Origin of the sequence: Burkholderia sp. BCC1999 (genome assembly GCF_905339975.1) — a bacterium.
Taxonomy (GTDB): domain Bacteria; phylum Pseudomonadota; class Gammaproteobacteria; order Burkholderiales; family Burkholderiaceae; genus Burkholderia.
Genome location: NZ_CAJPHP010000006.1, coordinates 217,662 through 240,836 on the forward strand (window position 1 = coordinate 217,662; position 23,175 = coordinate 240,836).

18 protein-coding genes and 1 riboswitch are annotated in these 23,175 nt (G+C 68.3%); of the genes, 14 read left to right on the forward strand and 4 right to left on the reverse strand.

What is annotated here, in order from left to right:
* The first annotated feature begins 3 nt into the window (after positions 1-3).
* From U5809_RS10840 to U5809_RS10880, 9 genes are all read left to right on the forward strand, one after another.
* Positions 4-1,587, forward strand: a complete 1,584-nt coding sequence (locus U5809_RS10840; protein WP_322086496.1) for a Na+/H+ antiporter — start codon at positions 4-6, stop codon at positions 1,585-1,587.
* 478 nt (positions 1,588-2,065) lie between these two features.
* Positions 2,066-3,199 (forward strand): hybrid sensor histidine kinase/response regulator, encoded by a 1,134-nt coding sequence (locus tag U5809_RS10845; protein ID WP_322086497.1) that lies wholly within the window; start codon positions 2,066-2,068, stop codon positions 3,197-3,199.
* Positions 3,200-3,325: 126 nt separating this feature from the next.
* A complete protein-coding gene (locus tag U5809_RS10850; RefSeq protein ID WP_322086498.1) occupies positions 3,326-5,002 on the forward strand; it encodes a methyl-accepting chemotaxis protein in 1,677 nt (558 codons plus the stop codon).
* Positions 4,999-5,511, forward strand: coding sequence for a chemotaxis protein CheW (locus U5809_RS10855; protein ID WP_322086499.1), 513 nt, complete (start codon positions 4,999-5,001; stop codon positions 5,509-5,511). Before U5809_RS10850 ends, U5809_RS10855 begins: the two co-directional genes overlap by 4 nt.
* On the forward strand, positions 5,508-6,908 hold the full coding sequence (locus tag U5809_RS10860; protein ID WP_322086500.1) for a CheR family methyltransferase: 1,401 nt from the start codon (positions 5,508-5,510) through the stop codon (positions 6,906-6,908). The genes U5809_RS10855 and U5809_RS10860 overlap by 4 nt, the downstream gene beginning before the upstream one ends.
* Before the next feature lie 45 nt (positions 6,909-6,953).
* On the forward strand, positions 6,954-7,658 hold the full coding sequence (locus U5809_RS10865; RefSeq protein WP_322086501.1) for a chemotaxis protein CheW: 705 nt from the start codon (positions 6,954-6,956) through the stop codon (positions 7,656-7,658).
* Positions 7,655-9,961 (forward strand): hybrid sensor histidine kinase/response regulator, encoded by a 2,307-nt coding sequence (locus U5809_RS10870; protein WP_322086502.1) that lies wholly within the window; start codon positions 7,655-7,657, stop codon positions 9,959-9,961. Before U5809_RS10865 ends, U5809_RS10870 begins: the two co-directional genes overlap by 4 nt.
* Positions 9,958-10,977, forward strand: coding sequence for a chemotaxis response regulator protein-glutamate methylesterase (locus U5809_RS10875; protein ID WP_322086503.1), 1,020 nt, complete (start codon positions 9,958-9,960; stop codon positions 10,975-10,977). The genes U5809_RS10870 and U5809_RS10875 overlap by 4 nt, the downstream gene beginning before the upstream one ends.
* A gap of 49 nt (positions 10,978-11,026) precedes the next feature.
* Positions 11,027-11,130: riboswitch (Fluoride riboswitch) on the forward strand.
* Positions 11,131-11,209: 79 nt separating this feature from the next.
* Positions 11,210-12,451 (forward strand): voltage-gated chloride channel family protein, encoded by a 1,242-nt coding sequence (locus U5809_RS10880; protein WP_322086504.1) that lies wholly within the window; start codon positions 11,210-11,212, stop codon positions 12,449-12,451.
* Between the two features lie 293 nt (positions 12,452-12,744).
* On the opposite strand, the gene U5809_RS10885 is transcribed toward U5809_RS10880, so the two are convergent.
* Both U5809_RS10885 and U5809_RS10890 read right to left on the reverse strand, forming a co-directional pair.
* Positions 12,745-13,458 (reverse strand): riboflavin synthase subunit alpha, encoded by a 714-nt coding sequence (locus U5809_RS10885; RefSeq protein ID WP_322086505.1) that lies wholly within the window; start codon positions 13,456-13,458, stop codon positions 12,745-12,747.
* Positions 13,459-13,669: 211 nt separating this feature from the next.
* A complete protein-coding gene (locus U5809_RS10890; protein ID WP_322086506.1) occupies positions 13,670-15,532 on the reverse strand; it encodes an ABC transporter ATP-binding protein in 1,863 nt (620 codons plus the stop codon).
* A 491-nt stretch (positions 15,533-16,023) separates the two neighbouring features.
* Here U5809_RS10890 and U5809_RS10895 point away from each other — a divergent pair, with 491 nt between their 5' ends.
* On the forward strand, positions 16,024-16,905 hold the full coding sequence (locus U5809_RS10895; RefSeq protein ID WP_322086507.1) for a Dyp-type peroxidase: 882 nt from the start codon (positions 16,024-16,026) through the stop codon (positions 16,903-16,905).
* A 105-nt stretch (positions 16,906-17,010) separates the two neighbouring features.
* Here the strand turns inward: U5809_RS10895 and U5809_RS10900 are convergent, their stop codons facing one another.
* Together U5809_RS10900 and U5809_RS10905 are read right to left on the reverse strand one after the other, a co-directional pair.
* Entirely contained in the window at positions 17,011-17,412 is a 402-nt protein-coding gene (locus tag U5809_RS10900; RefSeq protein WP_176046060.1) for an OsmC family protein, read from the reverse strand.
* Between the two features lie 105 nt (positions 17,413-17,517).
* Complete coding sequence (locus U5809_RS10905) at positions 17,518-18,441, reverse strand: LysR family transcriptional regulator (RefSeq protein ID WP_322086508.1); 924 nt, start codon at positions 18,439-18,441, stop codon at positions 17,518-17,520.
* 486 nt (positions 18,442-18,927) lie between these two features.
* On the opposite strand from U5809_RS10905, the gene U5809_RS10910 reads away from it, so the two are divergent.
* The 4 genes from U5809_RS10910 (at position 18,928) to U5809_RS10925 (ending at position 23,143) form a co-directional block, all read left to right on the forward strand.
* Positions 18,928-19,992 carry a helix-turn-helix domain-containing protein gene (locus tag U5809_RS10910; protein WP_322086509.1) on the forward strand — a complete coding sequence of 355 codons (1,065 nt, stop codon included), beginning with the start codon at positions 18,928-18,930 and terminating at the stop codon, positions 19,990-19,992.
* Complete coding sequence (locus U5809_RS10915; protein ID WP_176046056.1) at positions 19,941-21,257, forward strand: Nramp family divalent metal transporter; 1,317 nt, start codon at positions 19,941-19,943, stop codon at positions 21,255-21,257. Before U5809_RS10910 ends, U5809_RS10915 begins: the two co-directional genes overlap by 52 nt.
* Before the next feature lie 71 nt (positions 21,258-21,328).
* Entirely contained in the window at positions 21,329-21,919 is a 591-nt protein-coding gene (locus U5809_RS10920) for a phosphatase PAP2 family protein (protein ID WP_322086510.1), read from the forward strand.
* Positions 21,920-22,354: 435 nt separating this feature from the next.
* Positions 22,355-23,143: an SDR family oxidoreductase gene (locus U5809_RS10925; protein WP_322086511.1), complete on the forward strand. Its 789-nt coding sequence runs from the start codon at positions 22,355-22,357 to the stop codon at positions 23,141-23,143.
* Positions 23,144-23,175 lie beyond the last annotated feature (32 nt).

The following is a 23,175-nucleotide window of genomic DNA, read 5'->3' on the forward strand; positions in this document are numbered from 1 at the left end:
TTCATGTCCCCCGTCTCGGCATTCAAGCTGGTTCTGTTGTCATTCCTCGCGATCGTCGCGCTCGAATGCATCGCCAAGCGGCTGCGGCTGCCGCCCGCGGCCGCGCTGCTAATCGGCGGCATCGGCATCGCGTTCATTCCCGGCCTGCCGCCGATCAACCTCGATCCCGAGCTGGTGCTGCTGGTGTTCCTGCCGCCGCTGCTGATGGACGGCGCGTACTTCTCCGTGTGGGAGGAGTTCAAGCGCAACGTCGGCGGCATCCTGATGCTCGCGATCGGCGCGGTCGTGTTCACGACGTTCGCGGTCGGCTTCGCCGTGCACTGGGTCGTGCCGGCGCTGCCGTGGGCCGCGTGCTTCGCGCTCGGCGCGATCGTGTCGCCGCCCGACGCGGTCGCCGCGAAAGCCGTGCTCGAACGCGTCGCGCTGCCGCGCCGGCTGATGGTGCTGCTCGAAGGCGAGAGCCTGCTGAACGACGCGGCCGGCCTCGTGCTGTTTCGCTTCGCGGTCGCGGCCGCGCTCACCGGGGCGTTCAGCCTCGAGCATGCGGTCGTGCGTTTCGCGGAGCTCGGGCTCGGCGGCGTGGTGGTCGGCTTCGTGGTCGGCAAGCTCGTCGTGTGGTTCCTGAAGCTGCTCGACGACGACTATCTCGTGATCACCATTGCAGTGATCGCCGGCTGGATCGCGTACATCGCGGGCGAAATGCTCGAGGTGTCGGGCGTGATCGCGACCGTCACGGCCGGCATGATCATCGGCTGGCATCAGCACGAGGTGTTCTCGGCGGCAGTGCGCACGCGCGGCACCGCGTTCTGGCAGGTCATCGTGTTCCTGCTCGAATCGATGGTGTTCGTGCTGATCGGGCTGTCGCTGCGCGGCGCGATTCACCGGCTCGGCGGTTTCGAGCAGGTGCTTGCCACGATGGTGCCGCCGGTGGCCGCGGTGCTGGCGGCGGTGATCGTGTCGCGCTTCGTGTGGATCTATGCGGTCGAGGCGCTGAAGTGGCCGGTGCGCGGGTTCGCGCGGCGCGGCGAGGCACCCGACTGGAAGGCCGCGACGATCATGAGCTGGGCCGGGATGCGCGGGGTCGTGACGCTCGCGATCGCGCTGTCGCTGCCCGAGGCGCTGCCCGGTCGCGACGTGATCCTGGTCGCGTCGTTCGCGGTGATCCTCGTCACGGTGCTCTTGCAGGGCACGACGATCGGGCCGCTGATCCGGCTGCTGCGCCTGCCGCAGCGCGAGGAGCGCGCCGCGCATCACCTGACCGAGCCGCAGACGTGGGCGCATGTCGAGGCCGCGCAACTCGCGGCGATCCAGCCGCTCGTGCGCGACGAGAACGGCGTCGTGATCCATCCGCGCCTGCTCGAGCAGTACACGTATCGCGCGGAGTTGACCGAGCGCGCGAAGGACGAGCCCGAGTACCCGGCGGAAGTGCGCACCGCGCACTACGACGTCGTGCTGGCCGCGATCCGTGCCGGGCGCGCGGAACTGTTGCGCCTGCATCGGTCGGGGCGCATCCACGACGAAATGCTGCATACGCTCGAACGCGATCTCGACCTGCAGGAAGTGTCCGCGCAGCACGCACGCGGGTAAGCGGGCGCGACCTGCCATCACACGGGCCGGCGTCCTGCCGGCGCCGAACGGCGCGCGGGCCGACCCTGGCCCGTCGCGCGATTTTTGCTCCCGCCTGCCGGCCGATGCGACGTATCGAAATCCGTCCCTCAATACGTCCGGCAAACACCCTTGCAGCCCATGCAAACCTTGTGGCGCCGGTCTCGCAAACGTTATCGTCTTTCGAATCCGGAAATGATCTGATTTATCTGAATCCGTCTCTTTCTGCATATTTGGCAAAACTAAACCGGAAGGAGATAGATGCTGTGTTCTAATTTCATTTAGAATCAGCCGGTTATGTTTATTGAGAGAAAGAATGCGGAGGTAATGCGGTCGCCAACGGGGAAAGAATCGGCGTCCGAAGCCCTGCAAGGCAGTGCCGACAGGCTAAATCGGCGGAATCAGGCGGGTTTTTCAACCGCCAAAATAAGATAGCGTCCAAGTCGGATAAACAACTCCTATGAAAGAATCGATTGGAGATTCGGCGTTTGAAACTGTATTTATGAAAGAATCGAGCAGTGATAATGCCTCGGATTGTCTTGAATCGGGGTTATCGGTCCTCCTGGTCGACGATCAACCGTTCGTCGGCGAGGTGATCCGTCGCGCGCTGCGCAGCGAACACGACATCGACCTGCACGTGTGCACCGACGCGCACCGGGCGATGGCGGTCGCGCGCGACGTGAAACCGACGGTGATCCTGCAGGACCTGGTGATGCCGGAGATCGACGGCCTCGATCTCGTTCGCGCGTGGCGCGCGGACGCCGGCACCGCACGCGTGCCGATCATCGTGCTGTCCGCGAAGGAGGAACCGATCGTCAAGCGCGAGGCGTTCATTGCCGGCGCGAACGACTATCTGGTGAAGCTCCCCGACGCGATGGAGCTGACCGCGCGCATCCGCTATCACTCGAATTCGTACCTGATGTCCCGGCAGCGCGACGAGGCGCTCGATTTCCTGTCGCACGACATGCGCTCCCCGCAGACGTCGATCCTCGCGCTGCTCGACGTCTACCGCACCGAACACGGCGACATGCCGGCGATCATGGAGCGCATCGCCGGCCATGCGCGGCGCGCGCTTGCGCTCGCCGACGGCTTCATCCACCTGACCCGCGCGCAGTCCGAGCGTCGCGCGCACGAGGTCGTGAGTCTCAACGAGATCGTGCTCGATGCCGTCGACCAGCTGTGGGAGAAGGCGGCCGGGCTCGGCTGCCGGGTCGTCGCGCACGTGCCCGACACCGAGTGCGTGACGATGGGTGACCGCATGATGCTCACGCGCGCGGTCGCGAACCTGATCGACAACGGGCTGAAGTACGGCCCGGCCGGCATGGACGTGCACTGCACGCTGAGCGGCGAGGACGGCGCCTGGCTGATCGGCGTCGAGGATACCGGCGCCGGCATCGCACCGGAGCAGCGCACGGCCGCGACCGAGTCGTTCGTGCAGCTCGAATCGGCGCATGGCGCGGCGCGCGGCGGCTTCGGCCTCGGGCTCGCGTTCGTTCGCGCGACGGCGGCGCGGCATCGCGGCCAGATCCTGATGCGCAATACGGCGCGCGGCTTCATGGTCGCGCTTCGGCTGCAGGCGCAAGCGGAGCGGTGATTTCGCGGCGCGGCCTGCCGGCGCCGCGTCGTCCGCATCCGACCCCGATGCGCTCGTGGCGCGCCTTCCGGCGCGCAGGCGGGCGCGGATTTTTTCAACGCTGATATTAGAAAGCCCATAACGAACATGGCCACCGTGACGCCCCGCGCGACCAATGAAAGCCTGCATCCGACGATCGGCGCTGCCCGGCTGACGCTCGGCAATCGCATCCTGCTCAGCTTCGGCGTGTTGTTCGTACTGATGCTGGTGACAGCCGGCGTGTCGTACGAGCGACTGCGCGCGATCAATACCGAAGCCGTCAGCATCGAGCGCGACTCGCTGCCCGGCGTCTACCTCGCGTCGTCGCTGCGCGGTTCGGTCAACGAATCGTTCATGCTGCTGCAGCAGGCGACCTTCGCCGACACCGAGTCCGAAACCGTGCAGCGCGATCTCGCGAAGATCTCCGATGCGCTGAAGGACGTCGAGTCGCTGTCGGTCGACTACCAGAGCACGACGTTCCGCGACGACGACCGGCAGCGCTTCGCGGCGTTCCGCGGCGCGTACGACCGCTACGTGCCGCTGCTGAACGATGCCGTGCAGAAGAGCCGCGTGTCGCGCGAGGAGGCTGTCGCCGCGTACGCGAAAGCGCTGCCCGCGTGGACCGAGGTCGTGCGCAACGCGAACGTCCTTGTGCAGGAAAACCGCAAGTTCGCGGAACAGTCCGCGAAGCTGATCCGCGAATCCGTGCAGGACACCGAGGTCGTGCTCGCGACCGCGCTCACGGTCATGCTGCTGTCCGCGCTCGGGCTCGGCTACGTGCTGTACCGTTCGGTGACCGTACCGATGGCGCGGCTCGTCGAGGTGCACGACGTGATGCGCACCGGCAACCTGACGCGCCGCCTCGACCTGCGCCGCCGCGACGAATTCGGCACGCTCGAGACGGGCTTCAACCGGATGGCCGACGAGCTGACCGAGCTGGTCGCACGCGCGCAGCAGTCGTCGCTGCAGGTGACGACGTCGGTGGCCGAGATCGCGGCCACCTCGCGCGAGCAGCAGGCAACCGCGAACGAAACCGCCGCGACGACGACCGAGATCGGCGCGACCTCGCGCGAGATCTTCGCGACCTCGCGCGACCTGCTGCGCACGATGAACGAGGTGGCCGGCGTGGCCGAGCAGTCGGCGACGCTCGCGGGCGTGAGCCAGAGCGGGCTCACGCGGATGGGCGAGACGATGCGCAGCGTGATGGACGCGGCCGGCTCGGTGAATGCGAAGCTCGCGATCCTCAACGAGAAGGCGCTGAACATCAACCAGGTGGTCGCGACCATCACCAAGGTGGCCGACCAGACCAACCTGCTGTCGCTGAACGCGGCGATCGAGGCCGAGAAGGCCGGCGAGTACGGCCGCGGCTTCGCGGTCGTCGCGACCGAGATCCGCCGCCTGGCCGACCAGACCGCGGTGGCGACCTACGACATCGAGCAGACGGTGAAGGAAATCCAGTCGGCCGTGTCGGCCGGCGTGATGGGGATGGACAAGTTCTCCGAGGAAGTGCGCCGCGGCATGCTCGACGTGCAGCAGGTCGGCGGGCAGCTGTCGCAGATCATCGCCGAAGTGCAGACGCTCGCGCCGCGCTTCCAGATGGTCAACGAAGGGATGCAGACGCAGGCGAACGGCGCCGAGCAGATCACGCAGGCGCTGTCGCAGCTGTCGGAGGCCGCGCAGCAAACGGCCGAGTCGCTGCGCCAGTCGTCGCAGGCAATCGACGACCTGACGCTGGTGGCGAACCAGTTGCGTACCAGCGTGTCGCGCTTCAAGGTCGACGCGTGACGCGCGCCGATCCGCAGAGCGGCGCACATGCGCTGTTCCTGATGTTCGAGCTCGACGGAGAGCGCTATGCGCTCGACGCGGCCGGCATCGAAGAGGTGTTGCCGCTCGCGGACACGAAGGCCGTGCCCGGCGCACCCGACTGGATCGCCGGGCTGCTGATGCGCGGCGGCCAGCCGGTGCCGGTGATCGACGTGCCGATGCTGGCGCTCGGGCGGCGCGCGCATGCGCTGCGCTCGACGCGGCTCGTGATGGTCCGCTACCGCACGGGCGAGGCCGGCGTCGAGCGCACGCTCGGCCTGATCGTCGAACGTGCGACGCAGACGATGCGGATCGACCGCGCGGCGTTCCACGCGAGCGGCATCTCGACCGCGCGCACGCGCTGGCTCGGGCACGTCGCCAATACGCCTGACGGCGTCGTGCAGCAGGTGTCGGTGTCCGACCTGATCGACGATGTGGCGCGCCTGTATCTGTTCGACGGCCTGCCGGGCCACGGGGAGGAGTTCGCATGAAAGCGTCCGAATCGCGATTTCGCGACTGGCTGTTGCGCGAGACCGGCATCGACCCCGATTCGCTCGGCAACGATTTCCTGACGCGGGCGCTGACGGAGCGCGTGCAAACGCTGCAGGCGGACGGCGAGCGCCTGCCGTCGGCGGCGCGGCTGCCCGTCACGCCGGAGGCGCTCGACGCGTACTGGCAGCAGCTGAACGCATCGGCCGACGAGCGACGTGCGCTGATCGAGCTGTTCGTCGTGCCCGAGACGTGGTTTTTCCGCGACCGCGAGGCGTTCGCGACGCTCGCGCGGCTCGCGCTCGAACGGCTCGCCGCGCTGCCCGGCCGCGTGATCCGCGTGCTGAGCGCGCCGTGCTCGACGGGCGAGGAGCCGTATTCGGCGGCGATGGCGCTGCTCGACGCGGGGCTCGACCCGGCCAGTTTCACGATCGACGCGATCGACCTCAGTGCGCGCGCGATCGAGCAGGCGCGGCTTGGCTGTTATGGACGCAACGCGTTTCGCGGGACGGCGACGGAGTTTCGTTCACGGCACTTCACGCCGGCCAATGACGGCTGGCTGCTCGACGAGCGCGTGCGCGCATGCGTGCAATTCCGTCACGCCAACCTCGTCGAACCGGTCGCGGATACGGGTATCCGCTACGATTTCGTGTTCTGCCGCAACGTGCTGATCTACTTTGACCGCGACGCGCAGGATCGCGTGATCCGCTCGCTCGACGCGCTGCTCGTCGACGACGGCATGCTGTTCGTCGGGCCGGCCGAAACGGGCGTCGCGATGCGGCACGGGATGCGCTCGGCGCGCGTGCCGCTGGCATTCGCGTTTCATCGTGAGCCGGCCGGCGCGGTGGCCGATGCGGGCCCGGCCCGGTCGCCGGCGCCGCTGCCGGCAGCGGCGCCGTACCGTCGCACGGAGCGCTTCACGGTCGCGCCGCTCGCGGCGACGCGCTCGGTGCTGGCCGTCGCGCCGCCGTCCTGGCCTGGTGGTCCGGGGCAGCCGTTCGCGGTGCCGCCGCCGGCCGTGAACACGGCCACCTTCGACGCACGGGCCGACCTGTCGGTGGTGACGGCCGATGCAGTGGCGCCGGATGCCGAAGGCACCGCGCCGACGCTCGAGGATGCGCAGGCGCTCGCGAACGCGGGCGCATTCGACGAGGCCGAGCGCGTGCTCGCGCAGTTCTCGGCGCGCGTCGGGCCGCATGCCGATGCGTTCTACCTGAACGGATTGATCGCGGATGCGCGCGGGCGCGCCGCGGAAGCGGGCGACTTCTACCGCAAGGCGCTATACCTGCGACCCACGCACCACGAAGCGCTGACCCATCTCGCAACGCTGCTCGACGTCGGCGGCGATCGTGCGGGTGCGCAATGGCTGCTTGAGCGCGCACGGCGCTCGGCCGGCTGACACGATGACGGGATCGGGACGACACCGCGATGACCAGAGGAATTCATGAACCGCGCCGCCGCTGCCATTGACGACACGACGACCGACGTCGACGATTGCTGGAACCGGATCGGCACGCGCGGCGACCGCTCGTGCGAGCGGCTGAACGACTGCCTGCGTTGCCTGAACTGCTCCGTGTACGCGTCTCACGCGGCGAAGCTGCTCGAGCGTCCGCTCGACGCCGCCGAGCTGGCCGACGCGACGCGCCGGATCAGTGCGTCCGGCGCGCCGCACGCGGGCGACGACGGCGACACGCACCATGCGGCGCTGGCGTTCCGCGTGGCCGACGAATGGCTCGCGCTGCCGATCGGCGTGCTGCGCGAGATCGCCGGCACGCGCCCGATCCATTCGCTGCCACATCGCCGCAATTCGGCCGTGCGCGGCGTGGTCAACATTCGCGGCACGCTGCGCATCGCGATCTCGATCGGCGCGCTGCTCGGCCTCGATGCGGGCAAGGGCGGCGACCGCGACGGCGATGGCCGATTCACGCGGCTGCTGGTCGCCGCGCACCAGGGCGAACCGGTCGTGTTTCCAGTCGACGAAGTCGAGGGTGTGCTGCGCTTCGGTGCGTCCGACTGGGTGCCCGTGCCGGCGACCGTCGGGCGCGCGAGCGCCGGTCTGTCGCGCGGGGTGCTGTCGTGGCGCGGCAAGTCGGTGGGTTTGCTCGACGACGACCGTCTGTTCGACGCCGTGACACGGAGCATGCGATGAGCGGCGATGACGACCTGAGCCACCTGTCGCTGCTCGAGCTGTATCGCGAGGAGACGCGCACGCAGACCCAGGCGCTGTCCGAGCGGCTGCTCGCGCTCGAATCGGGCGAGCCCGATTCCGTCGCGCTCGAGGCCTGCATGCGCGCCGCGCATTCGCTGAAGGGCGCCGCGCGCATCGTCGGCGTGCCGCTTGGCGTCGACATCGCGGGGCGGATGGAGGAATGCTTCGTCGCCGCGCAGGCCGGCACGATCTCGCTGACGGCCACGCACGTCGACGTGCTGCTCGCCGGCGTCGATTTGCTCGTGCGCGTCGGCGATCCGCAGGCGCAGCCCGTCACGCCGACCGAGATCGACGTGTTCGCGGCCGCGCTGACGGGCGCCGACGGCGCGCAGACGATGCAGGCGCCTGCCGCGCCGCCGCCGGTCCCGCCGTCGGTCATGCCGTATCGCGACCACGACGGCGCCGCGAACGAACCGGTCGGCGCGAGCGCCGCGGTGCCGCCGCTCGCGGTGTCGGGCGCGGTGCCCGATCCGGCGCAGGCCGGCCGCGTGGCCGGTGCCGGCGCGATGCGCCGTGTGCGTGCCGATACGCTGAACCGGCTGCTGAGCCTGTCCGGCGAATCGCTGGTCGAATCGCGCTGGCTCAAGCCGTTCGCCGAATCGATGCTGCGCGTGAAGCGTGCGCAGCGCGATGCGGCCCGTTCGCTCGACCTGATGGTCGAACAATTCGCCGACGATCTCGACGCGGGCATGCTCGCGTCGATGAACGAAGTGCGGCACATGCTCAACGACCTGCAGCGCTCGCTGGCCGAGCGCATGGACGAATTCGACCGCTTCGAGCGGCGCAGCACGCATATCGCCGAGCAGCTGTACGACGAGGCGTTGCAGTGCCGGATGCGGCCGTTCGGCGATGCGACGCGTGCGTATCCGCGCATCGTCCGCGATCTCGCGCGCTCGCTCGGCAAGCAGGTGCGCTTCTCGATCGTCGGCGAGGGCACGCAGGTCGATCGCGACATCCTCGACCTGCTCGATGCGCCGCTCGGCCATCTGCTGCGCAACGCGATCGACCACGGCGTCGATTCGCCGGAGGCGCGGCGCGCGCGCGGCAAACCGGCCGAGGCGAGCGTGACGCTGGAGGCACGCCACAGTGCCGGTTCGCTGCTCGTCAGCGTGATCGACGACGGGCCGGGCGTCGACATGGACGCGCTGCGTGCGGCCGTCGTGCGCCAGCGCCTGACCGACGACGAGACGGCCGCCCGGCTGTCCGACCCCGAGCTGCTCGAATTCCTGCTGCTGCCGGGCTTCTCGATGCGCGATGCGGTGACCGACGTGTCGGGGCGCGGTGTCGGCCTCGATGCGGTGCAGGAGATGGTGCGCGGCGTGCGCGGTGCGGTGCGGATCTTCAACGAGCCGGGCGCGGGCATGCGCTTCGTGCTGCAGTTGCCGCTCACGCTGTCGGTGATCCGCAGCCTGCTCGTCGAAGTCGGCGGCGAGCCGTATGCGTTCCCGCTCGCGCATGTCCGCCGCACGCTCGAACTCGCGCACGCCGACATCGACGTGCTCGAAGGGCAGCCGCATTTTCCATTCGACGGCCGGCGCGCAGGCCTGGTCGCCGCGCACCAGCTGCTCGACGCGGGCGAGCCCGACGTCGCGCGTACCAGCACGGCCGTCGTGGTCGTCGGCGGCGAGCCCGAGCTGTACGGCGTCGCGGTCGACCGCTTCCTCGGCGAGCGGATGCTCGTCGTGCAGCCGCTCGACAGCCGCCTGAACAAGATCCAGAACATCGCGGCCGGCGCGCTGCTCGAGAACGGCGACCCCGTGCTGATCGTCGACGTCGAGGATCTGATCCGCTCGGTCGACAAGCTCGTGCGCGGCGGGCAGCTGGCGCGGCTCACGCGCGACCCGCAGCTCGCGCTCGCCGATCGCCGCCGCCGCGTGCTCGTCGTCGACGATTCGCTGACGGTGCGCGAACTCGAACGCAAGCTGCTGGAAAAGCGCGGTTACGACGTGACGGTCGCGGTCGACGGGATGGAAGGCTGGAACGCGGTGCGCAGCGATGCGTTCGATCTCGTCGTGACCGACGTCGACATGCCTCGCATGGACGGCATCGAACTCGTCACGCTGATCAAGGGCGACCCGATGCTCAAGCGCGTGCCGGTGATGATCGTGTCGTACAAGGATCGCGACGAGGATCGCCGCCGCGGGCTCGACGCCGGCGCCGACTACTACCTCGCGAAGAGCAGCTTCCACGACGAGGCGCTGCTCGATGCCGTGCAGGACCTGATCGGAGACGCGCGCGGATGAACATCGGCATCGTCAACGACCTGCCGCTGGCCGTGGAGGCGCTGCGCCGCGTGATCGCGCTGCGTACGGACCATCGCGTGCTGTGGGTCGCGACCGATGGCGACGAGGCTGTCGATTTCTGCGTCGCGCATCCGCCCGACGTCGTGCTGATGGATCTGGTGATGCCGAAGGTCGACGGCGTCGCGGCGACGCGCCAGATCATGGCGCGCGCGCCGTGCGCGATCCTGATCGTGACGGCGAGCGTCAGCGCGAACACGTCGTCGGTCTACGAGGCGATGGGGGCCGGCGCGCTCGATGCGGTCGACACGCCGACGCTCGCGCTCGGGCTGTCGACCGACGCGTCGCCGCAGGCGCTGCTCGCGAAGATCGACCAGATCGGCCGGCTGCTCGAAAGCCGGACCGCGGCGCTCGTACCGCCGGGGCCGGCGCCCGCGCGCGGCCAGCCGACGCTCGTCGCGATCGGCGCGTCGGCGGGCGGGCCGACTGCGCTCACCGCGCTGCTGCGTGCGCTGCCGGCCGATTTCCCGGCCGCGCTCGTGATCGTCCAGCACGTCGACCAGGCGTTCGCATACGGGATGGCCGAGTGGCTCGACGGCTATACGCGGCTGCCGGTGCGCGTCGCGCGGCAGGGCAGCGTGCCGCAGGCCGGCGAGGTGCTGCTCGCGGCGACCAACGATCACCTTTACCTGTCGCCGCGCGGCGTGCTCGGCTATACGCGGCATCCGGTCGAGACGCCGTACCGGCCGTCGATCGACGTGTTCTTCAACAGCGTTGCCGACGGCTGGCAGGGCGAGGCGCTCGGCGTGCTGCTGACGGGAATGGGGCGCGATGGTGCGCTCGGCCTGAAGGCGATGCGCGCGAAGGGGTGCTACACGATCGCGCAGGACGAGGCGACCAGCGCCGTCTACGGGATGCCGAAGGCGGCCGCTGCGATCGGCGCGGCGTCGGCGATCCTGCCGCTCGAGCGGATCGCGCCCCAACTGATCTCGCGCATCACGCGCCCGCTGCGCGACTGACGGCGCGCCGGGGCGGCATTGCAGGCGATGCGCGGCGTCGCGTAGAATGGCGGCCTGCGGAGATGGCATGCCTCCCTGCGGCTGCTCCCGGCGCGTTGTACGCGGTGCGGCCCTCAACCGCCGGTTTGCCCGGCTGATGATGCCTGCGTGTTCCTGGGTCGTCAGGAGGTCGCAGGCCGTCCATGCGGTATTCTGCCGCCCAGGTTTTGATGTTCCGTCGAATCTGGAAATCATGTTTTTCACGACTTCTTCCGATCTTCTCGCGACCGTGCGCTACGTGTGCCGCTGGCTCGCGCTCTCGGCGCTGCTCGGCACGCTCGCCGGCACGGCTTCCGCGTTGTTCCTGATCGCGCTCGACTGGGCGACCGGCACGCGCGTCGCGCATCCGTGGCTGCTGTGGGGGTTGCCGGCCGCCGGTTTCGCGACCGGCTGGATCTATCACCGTTTCGGCCAGTCGGTCGCGCGCGGCAACAACCTGCTGATCGACGAGATTCACGATCCGAAGGCGCTCGTGCCGAAGCGGATGGCACCGCTCGTGCTCGTCGCGACCGTCGTCACGCACCTGTTCGGCGGTTCGGCCGGCCGTGAGGGCACGGCCGTGCAGATGGGCGGCGCGCTTGCCGATCGCGTCACGCAGGTGTTCCGCCTCGATCGCGAGCATCGCCGCGTGCTGCTGATGGGCGGCATCGCGGCCGGCTTCGCGTCGGTGTTCGGCACGCCGCTCGCAGGCGCCGTATTCGGGCTCGAAGTGCTCGCGATCGGACGCGTGCGGTACGACGCGCTGCTGACCTGCGTCGCGTCCGCGATCGTCGCGGACGTCGTGTGCCGCGCATGGGGCGTGCATCACACGGCCTATGCGATTCCGTTCGTGCCGGCCGTGTCGGCGACGGGGCTGGCCGTGACGGTCGTCGCGGGCGTCGCGTTCGGTGTGGTCGGGCGGCTGTTCGCGTTCGCGACGCATGCGCTGACCGCGTGGTTCCGCCGCGTCGTCCGCTACGTGCCGCTGCAGCCGGTGCTCGGCGGCCTGCTGGTCGCCGTGGCGGCCACCGTGCTGAACGTGCCGCAGTATCTCGGCCTCGGCATCCCGACGATCGAAGCGGCATTTCACGGCCCGCTGCCGCTGTACGATTTCGCGGGCAAGTTCGGGTTCACCGTCGTCACGCTCGCGTCGGGGTTCAAGGGTGGCGAAGTGACGCCGCTGTTCTACATCGGCGCGACGCTCGGCAACGCGCTCGGTCAGGTGCTGGCGCTGCCGGTGCCGGTCCTCGCGGGGCTTGGGTTCGTCGCGGTGTTCGCGGGCGCGGCCAACACGCCGATCGCGTCGACGATCATGGCGATCGAACTGTTCGGCGCGGATATCGGCGTGTACGCGATCGTCGCGTGCGTCGTCGCGTATCTGTTTTCGGGGCACGCGGGGATTTACCGCGCCCAGCGCGTGGCGGTGGGGAAGGGGACGCAGGCCGAGGCGGAGTGAGGCGGGGCGAAAGGGTGCGTGACCACCTGCCGTCTCCGTCGGCCGAGCGGTGTTTCAGTTCACTGAATACCGGACACCAACCGAGAGACATTCGATGACGCTGGACGACTTTCTGACCGAAGCGAAACGCCTCGCCAGGCCGTGCCATCTCTACCGCTTCGCGGACGACGGCGAACCTGTCGACCTCGACTCGTCCTCTGGACCTTCGAGGGATCGGAGCCGTGGGTCGACGTGTTTCTTGACGGCGGCCGGTACTCGGTGATCCAGCGGATCACCTGGCACGCGGGCATCCGTTATTTCTTCGGCAGTCGCGCGACGTTGCGCGCCAGCAGTTCCTCGATGTCGACGCCTTTTTCCGCCAGCAGCGCCGTGACGACGCCGGTCAGCTCGCCGAGCGTTTCCTTGACCGATTCACGGATCGTATCGACGACCACCTGCGTGCTGCGCTCGATCTCGATGTTGACCTTGTCGTTCACGCCCTTCGTTTCGAAGGTCGTCGCGCGTCGCGTTTCGGGAATCAGCCAGACATCGAACCAGCCTTCGTCGCGGTTGACGTCGGACACCGTCAGGCTGCACCCGTTGATCGCGATATAGCCCTTCGCGAACACATACCGCCTGAACTCGTCCGGCACGCCGATGCGTACCATCCGGTTGTGCTCGGACTCCGCGATGTGCAGGATGGTCCCGGTGAAGTCGACATGGCCCGACAACGGATGCCCGCCGATTTCCGCGCCGTCCTTCGCGGCCCGCTCCACGTTGATGGGGGAGCCGGTCGCGAGATCGGCCAGCGTGGTGATCCGCAGGCTCGGCAGCATCACGTCGAAGTCGATCAGCTCCGGCGAATGGATGGTCGTCACCGTCAGGCAGACGCCGTCGACCGACACGCTGGCGCCGATCTCGATGTCGTCGGTGAACCGCTCGGGGAATGCAATGCTGAAGGTTCTCAGTTCCCCGTGATCCGCGACGGTCTTGATGGTGCCAACACCCTGAACAATGCCTGTAAACATGGTCGATCCCTCGTTGCAAATTTCCTGGTCGACATGATAAGTGATCCCGGAAACGGAGACGCGGCGGCGCGCGGTTCGGCGGCGGGCGGCGAACGCGTTGCGCAGACGAAAAAAAGGCCGTGCGCCTGGCACGGCCTCGATCCGAATCCGGTTGCCGGCACGGCCCGGCGGTGATGACCTCACCGTCGGGCCGCATCGCGACCCGCCCGCGTCACACCTCGGCCGGCTCGCCGAGCGGCCCGGCGGCGTCGTCCACCATGCGCCGCGGCGAATCGGCGAGCCCCTTCGCGAGCTCCAGCGCCTGCCGCTCGAACAGCCGGCGGTAGATGCCGCCGTCGATGCGGATCAGCGCGTCGTGATTGCCTTCCTCGATCACCTTGCCGCGATCGAGCACGAGCAGCCGGTCGAGCGCGCGCACGGTCGACAGCCGGTGCGCGACCACGAGCGTCGTGCGGCCGACCATCAGCCGCTCCATCGCCTGCTGGATCAGCAGTTCGCTTTCGCTGTCGAGGCTCGACGTCGCTTCGTCGAGGATCAGGATCGGCGCATCGGCGAGGAACGCACGCGCGATCGCGACGCGCTGGCGCTCGCCACCCGACAGCTTGATCCCGCGTTCGCCGACGAGCGTGTCATAGCCGTCCGGCAGCGCGACGATGAACTCGTGCGCGCTGGCGAGACGCGCGGCGCGCTCGATGTCGGCGCGGCTCGCGTCGGGGCGCGCATACGCGATGTTCTCGGCAAGCGTGCGGTGGAACAGCACGGGCTCCTGCTGCACGATCGCGATCTGGCTGCGCAGCGAATCCTGCCGTACACGCGCGATGTCCTGGCCGTCGATCGTGATGCGGCCGTCCGACACGTCATACAGGCGCTGGATCAGCTTGATGAACGTCGTCTTGCCCGATCCCGAGTGGCCGACGAGGCCCACGCGCTCGCCCGGTGCGATGCGCATCGAGAAGTCGTCGTACAGCGGCACCGGATGGTTGCCGTAGCGGAACGTCACATGCTCGAAGCGGATCTCGCCTTGCCCGATCCGGATGGCCTGCGCATCGGGGCGATCGTCGATGCCGAGCGGCTGGCGTTCGAGCGCGACGAGTTCTTCCATGTCGTTCACCGAGCGCTGCAGGTTGCGGATGTGCATGCCGACGTCGCGCAGGTAGCCCTGCAGCATGAAGAACATCGTCAGCGCGAACGCGATGTCGCCGACGCTCGCCTCGTTGTTCGCCCACAGCCGCAGTGCGACACCGATCATCGCGGCCTGCATCGCGACGAGCATCGCACCCTGCAGCCCGCCGTTGAACGTGCCGCGCACCCACGTGCGGCGTGTGCGCTGCCGCCACTTGCCGATCACGCGCGCGAGCCGCGCTTCCTCGCGCGTTTCCGCGCCGAATGCCTTGACCACGGCATTGCAGCTCACGGCGTCGGCGAGCGCGCCGCCCATGCGCGTATCCCACAGGTTGCCGAGCCGCGCGGCCGGCGCGACGATGCCGAGCGATACCGCGACCGTCACCGAGATGTACAGCAGCGAGCCCGCGCCGACGACGAGCCCCATCACGGGCCAGTGCGTGCCGAGCAGCACGGTGGCGCCGACCAGCATCGTGACCGACGGCAGCAGCGCGATCAGCACGGTGTCGTTCAGCAGGTCGAGCGCCCAGATGCCGCGCGTGATCTTGCGCACGGTCGAGCCCGCGAAGCTGTTCGCGTGCCAGTCGGTCGAGAAGCGCTGCACGCGGTGGAACGACGCGGCGGCGATCTCGCTCATCATCTTCAGCGTGAGCGTGATGATGTTCAGGTACACGCCCTGGCGCAGCACCGTCGCGCCGATACCGAGCGCGGCGAGCGTGCCGAACGCGACGAGGGCGGAATGCCACGCGGCGGCGCGGTCGGTCAGGCCGGTCGACAGCGCGTCGACGAGGCGGCCGGCGAACAGCGGCGTGAGGACATCGGCGAGCGCGGCGAGCAGCGCGAAGCCCGCGACCGTGGCGATACGCGCCGGCTGCTTGCGCCAGTAACGAAGGGTGAAGCCGAAGACGGCCTGGAATGCGTGGCCGCCCAGATGGGAGGTTTTTCTGGTCATTTATCGTTGCCCGGCGCATCGCGCGACGGGACTTTCCGGTTCGGAGAACGTCGAAAACGCAACAGCCGGGCCGCGCGGTAAACGCGGGCGGAGCGCAAAAACGGGCTGTCGGGAAAAGCGCGGCTGACGGGTTAGCGGAAAACTCGGGAGCCGGCGCGGACGGCGGGCTGGATCAGCTGCGCCGTGGGACCACGTTCGAGAAGGTGGCTGGCATTCGGAACATCTGCACCTCCTCTGAAGTGAACGTTGAAAGGACGCCGAAAAGACGTGAAAAGATTTTATCAGCAGTGTACGGCGCGCTGCAACGTCTGACGAATGCGGCGTTGCAGCGTCGATACGGTTAGTATTCAGGGTTGCGGCCCTGCTTTCGCAGGCGTTCCGCGGCGCGCCGGCGCAGGGGCCGGCAGGCGCATCGATTACACTTCGGCGTCCGGCGGCGCACGTTGCCGCAGCCCTGCAGATTCACCCCCCGATACACTCCTGAGGAAACGATGAGCGACGTTCAGCAAGGCATCCTGGCTCCGATCGACACGGCAGCCCGATACCTCACTTTCACGATTTCGAATGACGGCAATGTGGCAGCGGCACTGGCCGCGCTGCGCGAGATCGTCGATGGACGCGACACGGTCGTCGGTTTCGGACAGTCGCTGGCCGCGCACCTCGGGCGTCCGGTGCCGGGCCTGACCGACTTCCCGGCGTTCGCGGTGAAGGACCGCACGCTGCCGGCCACGCCGGCCGACGTGTGGGTCTGGCTGCGCGCCGACGACCGCGGCGAGATCGTGCTGCGTGCGCGGGCGATCGAACGCGCGCTCGCGCCGGCATTTGCGCTGCAGGATGCCGTCGACGGGTTCCGTTATTCGAACGATCGCGACCTCTCCGGTTATGAAGACGGCACCGAGAATCCGGAAGGCGATGACGCGGTAGCGGCGGCAGTCGTGACGGGGCAGGGTGCGGGGCTCGACGGTGCGAGCTTCGTCGCGGTGCAGCAATGGCTGCACGACTTCGACCAGATGGAGCGCATTGCGTCGGGCGACATGGACAACATCATCGGGCGCCGCCGTTCGGACAACGAGGAGCTCGACGACGCACCCGAGTTCGCGCACGTGAAGCGCACCGCGCAGGAAAGCTTCGAGCCTGAAGCGTTCATGCTGCGCCGTTCGTCGCCGTGGTCGGACGCGCGTCGCGCGGGCCTCTACTTCGTCGCGTTCGGCTGCTCGTTCCGCGCGTTCGACGTGCAGATGCGCCGGATGAGCGGGGCCGACGACGGGATCGTCGACGGCCTGTTCCGCTTCACGCGGCCGCTGACGGGCGCGTATTTCTGGTGCCCGCCGATGAAGGGCGGCAAGCTGGACCTGTCCGCGCTCGGACTGTAAGCGCCAGGCAGTCACGCTGAACGGGCGGGTCGCGCATCATGCGCGGCCCGCCCGTTTTGCATTTCAGGCGGCGACACGCGGCATGCGTGGCGCTCGCCGCGTGCATCAGTTCAACGTCGTTTCGATTCGCGTGCCGCGCTTGATGAACTGCGTGACCGGCGTCTTCTCGCAGATTTCCGCGAGACGCTGGCGTTGCGCGTCGTCGAGCGGGCCGTCGAGCGTCACGACGCGTCGCACGTACTGCACGCCTTCACGATCGGCATGCAGCTCGGTGCGTACGGCGATGCGCACGGCCGGCCACGTCTTGCGCTGCATGTACATGCGCAGCGTCGCGGCCGTGCATTGCGCGAGACCGGCCAGCACGAACTCGTACGGCGCCGGCCCGCGACCCTGGCCGCCTTCGCGCGGCGCTTCGTCGCCGGTCAGCGCGTGCGTGCCGGCCTGCAACTGGACGACGTAGTCGGGTGCGTCCGCATCGAGTACGGCAGCGGCTTGGATGAGCGACATGGCAAGTCTCCGGTAAGCGGGAAGTGGAAAGCGGGCGCCGCGTGGCGGCGCGCAGCCGTCAGCATACCGTTCCTGTCGCGACGGTGCGCGCAGTGCGCAGCGCGCCTATGCGTCCGCGACGCCGGCGCTGCAGCGCACGAGCGCGGCAATGCGTTCGCGTACCCACTGGTGCGCGCGATCGGTGTCGCGCGATTCGTGCCAGTACGCGAGGAGCGGAAACGGCTTGAGCCGCAACGGCAGCGGCCGCACGACGATCGGCAGCAGCGCGGCCATCCGCAGCGCATAGGTGTGCGGCAGCGTGACCAGCAGGTTGCCGGTCGCGGCGATCTGGCACGCGGCGAAATAGTGCTGGCAGGTGAGGCGGATATCGCGGAAGCGTCCGTCGTTGCCGAGCAGCACGTCGAGCGATTGCGGCTCGCCGAGCGACGACACCGCGATATGCTGCGCCGCGAAATAGTCGCCGCGCCGCAGCGGGTCGCACGCGAGCGGATGATCGCGGCGTAGCGCGACGACGAGCGAATCGTCGAGCAGGTGTTCGGTCGCGATGCGCGGGCCCGTCTGCACGCGACGTTCGACGACGAGATCGGCATTGCCCGATGCGAGTTCGCGCTCGATGTCGGGCACCGCGATACGGCGGCTCACGAGCCGCAGGCCCGGCGCTTCGTCGGCGAATGCGGCGACGATCCGCGGCAACGCAATGGATTCCAGCACGTCGCGAATGCCGACGGCGATGCTCAGGTCGAGCGTCGCGGGATCGAATGCCGACGGATCGTGCACGGTGCGTTGCAGGCCTTTCAGGTGCAGCTGTACGTCCGCGATGATCGAGCGCGTGCGTTCGGTCGGCACGACACGATTGCCCTGGCGCACGAACAGCGGATCGTCGAAATGCGCACGCAGCCGGTTGAGCGCGTGCGTGACGGCCGGTTGCGTGAGATGCAGCGCGCGGGCGGCCGCGCCGATGCCGCCGTGCACGTAGACGGCGTCGAGCACGCGAAACAGGTTCAGGTCGAGACGATGATCGGCGGGCACGGAGCGCGGCTGGCGTGGTGGACGGTGGATCGATTCTAAAGGATGCGCAGGCAACCGATGCGCCGCATGTCGTGCGTGCCGGTCGAGCGCCTTCGATGCGTATCGATGTCGTTCGGGCCGATACGCGGGTGCGGCTTCATCCGATGCGCGGTGCGACACGACGCGTGCATCGCCACGCAAGACGGCCGCAACAATCGCACGTCATCGCATGCGTGATTCAGTGCCGGCATACCGGCAACGCATGACAGCCTGTAGTAATCCGCCATCATGCTGTCCACGTCGGCCATTTCGTGCCAAAGGCGCTACCCGTTCGGCTAAGATGCCGTCGCTTCATATTTCGGGATAGCCGTCCTGTCGCACGCATTCAAACCAAATATAAGCCTGACAGTTCGACGGTATTAGAAGAAGTCGAACAAGTCGGGGGCTTGGCCAGTGAATGCAGCAGATCAGAGGTGGGTCGTTATCTATTTGAGTACGGGGTTTTCGTTGGCCCAGGCCGCGCGTCTTGGCGAGGCCTTCAATCTGGCGAATCGCCTGCATGCGTACAGTGCGGATTACCAGTTGAAGTACGTATCCGAAAGCGGGGGGCTGTTGCAGTCGTCGTCCGGCGTGAGAATTGCGGCCGATCCGCTCGGTGACGAGCATGGCCGTCGCGCACTCGCGTTCTTTCATCTTCACGGCGACCGCGCGGCCGTCAACTGGGACGACGCGTTGCAGCGGCGCCTGACCGACATTCGCCGGCATGCGCGCTGGATCGTCGATGCGATGGATTTGCCTGCGCTCGCGGCCACCCGGTGGCCGTCGGCGGCGATCGACGTGCGGCCCGGCCGCGGCGGGCGCCGTACCGCGACGACGGTCGAACTGCAGGCCGGCGAGACCGACGTGTTCGCCGCCGCGCTCGACATGTTTCGCGTCGACCTCGGCGACAGCGCCGCGCAGGAGATCGCCTGCAACTTGATGCGGCCGGTCGAGCAGCGCTATGCGCAGTCGATGTGGGCGTTCCGCGAACTGAGCGCGAGCCCGTCGATCCGGATGTCGGCGCAGCGGCTGCGCGCGCAGAGCGTGAACCGCATCTCGATCGCGACCGCCGCGCAGACCGCCGCGATGAGCGAGCGTAATTTCCTGCGGCGCTTCAAGAAGGAGATCGGCGTGACGCCGACCGAGTTCGTCCAGCACGTGCGGCTCGAGCGTGCGTGCCACATGCTGATTCATACGACGCTGCCGGCCGACAAGGTTGCACGGCGTACCGGGTTCGGCAGCGGCGAGCGGCTCGCGAAGCTGTTTCGCCAGCGCCTCCTGATGTCGCCGACCGAATTTCGCGTCGCCGAGCGGGAGAAGATCCTGAATCGCGGCACCGTGTCGCCCGATACGGACGAGGGGCCCGGCGCCGCGTATTGCGCTGGCGGCGGGGCGCGTTGCGACGCGTGCATCGACGCGCACGATAAAACGGGACGGATACCCGTAGAATCGGCCTGTCGCGATCTCGATTCCCGGTTTCCATGCCCTTCCTCCCCACTACCGCCACTGCCCCTTTCTGCCCGTCGGAAGTAAAGGGCAGCATCACGATCGACGCCGGTGCGCCGCGCTGGCAGAAGCTCAAGCGCTTCTTCGGCCCCGGCCTGCTCGTCGCGATCGGTTATATGGATCCCGGCAACTGGGCAACCGACATCCAGGCCGGTTCGCAGTTCGGCTATTCGCTGCTGTGGGTCGTCGCGTTCTCGAGCCTCGCGGCGATCTTCCTGCAGATGCTCGCGGCGCGGCTCGGCCTCGTCGCGGGCAAGGATCTCGCGCAGGCCAGCTACGACCGCTACGGCCGGTTCGGCCGCGTCGTGCAGTGGGTGACCGCCGAAGTGTCGATCATCGCGTGCGATATCGCCGAAGTCCTCGGCTGCGCGCTGGCGTTCAAGCTGCTGCTCGGCGTGCCGCTCGCGTGGGGGATCGTGCTGACCGCGCTCGACACGGTGATCGTGCTCGGCCTGCAGGGCAAGGGCTTCCGGCAGATCGAGGCGATCGTGCTCGGGCTGATCGCGACGATGGCGTTCTGCTTCGTCGCGCAGGTCGCGATCACGCCGCCCGACTGGCATGCGGTGGTCGGCGGGCTGGTGCCGGGCGATCCGGGCCACGACCGCAAGGACGCGATCGTGCTCGCACTCGGCATCGTCGGCGCGACGATCATGCCGCACAACCTGTACCTGCATTCGTCGGTCGTGCAGACGCGGCGTGTCGTCGGCGGTGCGCGCGGCATGATCCGCGACACGCTCGCGCTCGTGCGCATCGATACCTGCGTGTCGCTGTTCGTCGCGATGCTCGTCAACGCGGCGATCCTGGTCGTCGCCGGCGCGGCGTTCCATGCGACCGGCCAGCACAACGTGACCGACATCGAGCAGGCCTACAAACTGATTACGCCGATCGCGGGCGGCGCGGCCGCGCTGCTGTTCGGCATCGCGCTGCTCGCGTCGGGGCAGAGTTCGACGCTGACCGGCACGATTGCCGGCCAGGTGATCATGGACGGCTTCCTGCATACGAAGATCCCGTGCTACCAGCGCCGGCTGATCACGCGCGGGCTCGCGCTCGTGCCGGCGCTGATCGGCGTGCTGTGGCTTGGCGACGGCTCGGTCGGGCAGCTGCTCGTGTGGAGCCAGGTGCTGCTGAGCCTGCAGTTGCCGTTCGCGATGTGGCCGCTGATCCGCTCGGTCAGCGATCGCAACACGATGGGCGAGCACACGATCGGCCGCGGGATGCAGGTCGCCGCGTGGGCGCTGTTCGTCGTCATCAGCGGCACGAACCTGCTGTTGATTACCGGTGTCGCGGGCTGACACGGGCTGACACAGGCGCGGGGCGCGCATGCGGTAAACTGCTGCCTTTCCATCGTTGTCCGAAGTCCGTTATGTGGAGTGAAATCAGCAACATCGGCGATGCCGCGCTGACCTTGCCGATCGCGCTGACGTGCGCGGTATGGCTGGCGCTGACCGACTGGCGCCTCGCCGCCCGCTGGGTCGGGCTGCTCGCCGCCGGCATGGGTGTCGTCGGCGCAACGAAGATCCTGTATGCCGGGTGCGGCATCGAGCTGCCGCAATTCGATTTCCGCGTGATCAGCGGCCATACGATGCTGTCGACGTCCGTGTGGACGGTCGCGCTGTCGATGCTGTGGCAGGCGTTCCGGTCCGGCAAGGCGCCCGGCATGGCGGCCGGGCTGGCCATCGGCGCGATCACGGCCGTCGCACGCGTGTTCGACCACTCGCACACCGTGCCGGAAGTCGTCGTCGGCTGGACGCTCGGCGCGCTGGTCGCGCTGGTGTTTCTGCGCGGCTACGACGGCGCGCGCCAGCGCGCGTTCTCGCCGCGCATCGCGGCAGTCTGCCTGCTGCTCGTGTCGGGCATCGCATACGGGCACCGCGCGCCGTTCCAGCAAATGATCGACATGCATTCGCCGCAGCTCTGCGCGTTCGTGCGCGCGCCGTCGGGCGACGGATTCTGACGGGTGGCGGTCCCTCGCCGGCCTTCGTCCGGCGATTCCCTGATTGCTTGTCCTGAACGCCATGGCGCGTCCCGCGTTGCGGAACGTCACCCTTGCCATTCCCCGAATAGACGAATCGGCCGACCCACCGGATCGGCGGCGCTCGCTTGCGCGTTGGCGCAGGTGCGTGAAAGTCATGAACGCGTTCTATGACCGGGCATAACGAATATTCATTTCATCGATTGGCGGCATTCGCGTACGCTGGCTGACGTTCAACCGGGGCCGGCTGCCGGGACTGCCCGGTGCGCGTTGCAGTCATCTCGATATACTCGCGGAAACCGTGCGGCGCGTTGTTACGGCGATGCACGGTCAACCGGCCCGTGTCGGCCGGGATACGCACGGAAACCCCGTCGCGGCGGCGTTCCGCGAAGACGATTCACGACAGGAGCCAGTCACATGACAGCCGTTTCATCGCGCCTCGCAGGCAAGTGCGCATACATTACGGGCGCCGTCGGCGGCCTCGGCCGCGCGATTGCGCGCCGGATGGTCGAGCAGGGTGCGCGCGTGTTCCTGACCGACATCGCCGAAGCAGCGGTGCTCGACGCGTTCGCGCAGGAACTCAACGCGGGCCGCGCCACGCCGGTCGCGTTCGCCGCGACGCAGGACGTGCGCGACGAAGCGCGCTGGCAGGCGCTGCTCGCGCAGGCGGTCGATGCGATGGGCGGGCTGTCGGTGCTCGTCAACAACGCAGGTGTCGGTTCGATCGGCTCGCCCGCGCAGATCGAGCTGGACGAGTGGCGGCGCGTGATGGCGATCAACGTCGAGAGCATCGTGCTCGGCTGCAAGCATGCGTTGTCGTACCTGGCCGAGAGCCATCCCGCATCGATCATCAACATCTCGTCGGTCGCCGCGTTCAAGGTCGAGCCGGATTTCACCGCGTACAACGCGTCGAAGGCGGCGGTCGCGTCGTTGACGAAGTCGGTCGCGATCGACTGCGCACGCCGCGAGATCGACGTGCGCTGCAATTCGATTCACCCGGCGTTCATCCGCACGGGGATCGTCGAGCCGCTGTTCCAGTCGCTCGGCGAACGCGACGCGACACGCAAGCTCGCGCGCGGCATTCCGCTGCGCCGGCTCGGCGAGCCGGACGACGTCGCGCATGCGGCCGTGTATCTCGCATCCGACGAGAGCCGCTTCGTGACGGCCGCCGAACTCGTGATCGACGGCGGCATGTGCGCGGTCTGACGCGCATCCCGAACCACAACGACTGGAGGAGA

Bases quoted from the DNA above. Each gene is read 5' to 3' on its own strand.
- U5809_RS10865 (WP_322086501.1), top strand. From the start codon at position 6,954: ATGAACCGCGCCGCCGCTGCCATTGACGACACGACGACCGACGTCGAC.
- U5809_RS10860 (WP_322086500.1), top strand. From the start codon at position 5,508: ATGAAAGCGTCCGAATCGCGATTTCGCGACTGGCTGTTGCGCGAGACC.
- U5809_RS10915 (WP_176046056.1), top strand. From the start codon at position 19,941: ATGCCCTTCCTCCCCACTACCGCCACTGCCCCTTTCTGCCCGTCGGAA.
- U5809_RS10850 (WP_322086498.1), top strand. From the start codon at position 3,326: ATGGCCACCGTGACGCCCCGCGCGACCAATGAAAGCCTGCATCCGACG.
- U5809_RS10890 (WP_322086506.1), bottom strand. From the start codon at position 15,532: ATGACCAGAAAAACCTCCCATCTGGGCGGCCACGCATTCCAGGCCGTC.
- U5809_RS10900 (WP_176046060.1), bottom strand. From the start codon at position 17,412: ATGTCGCTCATCCAAGCCGCTGCCGTACTCGATGCGGACGCACCCGAC.
- U5809_RS10885 (WP_322086505.1), bottom strand. From the start codon at position 13,458: ATGTTTACAGGCATTGTTCAGGGTGTTGGCACCATCAAGACCGTCGCG.
- U5809_RS10875 (WP_322086503.1), top strand. From the start codon at position 9,958: ATGAACATCGGCATCGTCAACGACCTGCCGCTGGCCGTGGAGGCGCTG.
- U5809_RS10870 (WP_322086502.1), top strand. From the start codon at position 7,655: ATGAGCGGCGATGACGACCTGAGCCACCTGTCGCTGCTCGAGCTGTAT.
- U5809_RS10925 (WP_322086511.1), top strand. From the start codon at position 22,355: ATGACAGCCGTTTCATCGCGCCTCGCAGGCAAGTGCGCATACATTACG.
- U5809_RS10895 (WP_322086507.1), top strand. From the start codon at position 16,024: ATGAGCGACGTTCAGCAAGGCATCCTGGCTCCGATCGACACGGCAGCC.
- U5809_RS10920 (WP_322086510.1), top strand. From the start codon at position 21,329: ATGTGGAGTGAAATCAGCAACATCGGCGATGCCGCGCTGACCTTGCCG.
- U5809_RS10880 (WP_322086504.1), top strand. From the start codon at position 11,210: ATGTTTTTCACGACTTCTTCCGATCTTCTCGCGACCGTGCGCTACGTG.
- U5809_RS10840 (WP_322086496.1), top strand. From the start codon at position 4: ATGTCCCCCGTCTCGGCATTCAAGCTGGTTCTGTTGTCATTCCTCGCG.
- U5809_RS10845 (WP_322086497.1), top strand. From the start codon at position 2,066: ATGAAAGAATCGATTGGAGATTCGGCGTTTGAAACTGTATTTATGAAA.